Source organism: Massilia sp. Mn16-1_5, from assembly GCF_004798585.1.
In the GTDB taxonomy this organism is placed as follows: Bacteria; Pseudomonadota; Gammaproteobacteria; order Burkholderiales; family Burkholderiaceae_D; genus Telluria.
Genome location: NZ_PPXQ01000048.1, coordinates 1 through 1,590, shown reverse-complemented (window position 1 = coordinate 1,590; position 1,590 = coordinate 1). Strand labels below are relative to the sequence as shown.

1 protein-coding gene is annotated in these 1,590 nt (G+C 59.1%); it reads left to right on the top strand.

All coding sequences use genetic code 11. The features are described 5' to 3' along the window. Positions 1-123 precede the first annotated feature (123 nt). On the top strand, positions 124-1,515 hold the full coding sequence (locus C2862_RS24980) for a choice-of-anchor Q domain-containing protein (protein WP_136223750.1): 1,392 nt from the start codon (positions 124-126) through the stop codon (positions 1,513-1,515). Positions 1,516-1,590: the final 75 nt, after the last annotated feature.

Here is a 1,590-nt window from a genome sequence, read left to right as displayed (position 1 = left end):
CCCAGAAGAAATTGTCATTGCGCATCTGATACGCCAAAGAAATTTTTCCCGCAAAAAATTGAACTTAGGAAGTTTCCACCGCTCAAACGCTTACATTGACCCCAACAACGTAAGGAAACTCAGATGCAAAAATGCTTTACCTTCGCTTCGGATCGCCGTGTTCGTGCCCTGCTGTGCTGCAGCGCCGCTGTCTTGTTGACCGCTTGCGGTGGCGGCACCGATGCCGATTTTGGCCAGGCTAGCCAGACCGCTGCCAAATCGTACGCCGATGCGACCAGCGCAGCTGTGACGGCCCAGACCGTGGCCAATGGCCATGAAGCCGTTGCGACCGCGGATGGCGCCACGCGCACTGCGGCGATGACTGTTGCGGTCAGTGCCCCGACGGCTACCCCGACGGCAACCACCCCGACCACGACGTGTAACTATTACATCGCGCCGAACGGCTCCGACAGCGGCGCCGGTACGCTCGCTTCGCCGTGGAAGACGGTCAAGTACGCCAGCGCCAAGCTGAGCGCCGGCAAGACCCTGTGCGCCCGCGGCGGTACGTACTACGGCCAGGCTGGCCTGATCTGGAAGTCGTCCGGTACCGCGACGGCACCGGTGAAGTTCGCGGCCTATCCAGGCGAGAAGCCGGTCTTTGACGGTCAGTGGGGCGACACCGGCACCGGTGGCGACTTCCTGGTCTTCTCGAACAACTCGCACGTGGTCGTCGACGGCATCACGGTCCAGCGTTACGCCGACAAGTACGGCAACGGCGCCATCGACCTGCACAATGGCCAGGGTCCGGTTGACGACATCACCATCCAAAACGTGACGATGCTCGACAACGGTAGCCACACGGCGCAAGACCACCACATCTATATTGCAGCCGGCGCGACCAACGTCACGATTCGTAACAGCCTGTTCATGCGTGCCGCGGGCTCGGCGATCCAGTCCTACCACACGCCGGCATCGAGCAACATCAAGATCTATAACAACGTGATGATCGGTGGCACGCTCAAGTGCTCGGCAAGCAAGACCAATCCTTGCTCCTCGAGCGCAACCCAGCACTGGGGCTTGATGATCAGCGACGCCAAGGCCACGCAGATCTACAACAACACGATCTACGGCATGCAATACGGCATGGACTTCAACTACGGCACGGTCAACACCGGTCCGTACACGGTCCAGAACAACCTGATCGTCAACAGCACTGTCGCCGGTATTCGTGTCACCAACGGCTATGCGCCTTATTACAAGAGCGATTACAACGGCTTCTACGGCAACCGCACCGACATCAACTGGAAAGGCGCCAACATGAGCGCAGCCCAGTTCGCATCGTCGACGACCAACGAGCGTCGCTCGGTCCGCGCCAATCCGATGTTCGTCAACGCGGCCGCCGGTGACTTCCACCTGAACGCAGGCAGCCCGATGATCGACAAGGGCCTGGCCATGACCTTGTTCAAGACCGACAAGGACGGCGTTGCTCGTCCGACCGGCCTGGGCTTTGATATCGGCGCGTACGAAAAGAAATAAGGACGTCGCACTGTCGATTTAATAGCAAGATTCATATCTTGAAACCCCTTGAGTGGAAGCACTCAAGGGGTTTTT